Below are 262 nucleotides of genomic sequence, written 5' to 3'. Positions count from 1 at the left end.
AAGCGGCTGATCCCAGGTGTCCGCCGCGCCCGAGACCGAGTCGGCGGCGGAGTAGCCCATGCCGAAGTCGGCCCACGCGTCACCGGCACCGTCGGAGCCGTTCGGCCCGGTGCCCTGCGCCTTGTTGGCGATGAAGCACTCGAGGCTCTGATAGTGGATGTTGCCGAATGCGTAGTTGAGGTGGGTCAGGTCCGCGGCTCCGCCCGAGCGCTCGAGCTGGCTCAGCTTGTACCCGCGCCCGTAGACGCCCCATTGGGCGAAG

Annotated in this window: 1 pseudogene; it reads right to left on the bottom strand. The window is 68.7% G+C overall.

From position 1 onward, the window contains the following. Positions 1-262: pseudogene (locus FJ658_RS15565) on the bottom strand (chitinase); the annotation flags it as partial.

The organism is Schumannella sp. 10F1B-5-1, assembly GCF_006517535.1.
Taxonomy (GTDB): Bacteria; Actinomycetota; Actinomycetes; order Actinomycetales; family Microbacteriaceae; genus Schumannella.
This window is presented reverse-complemented; position numbering and strand designations above follow the sequence as displayed.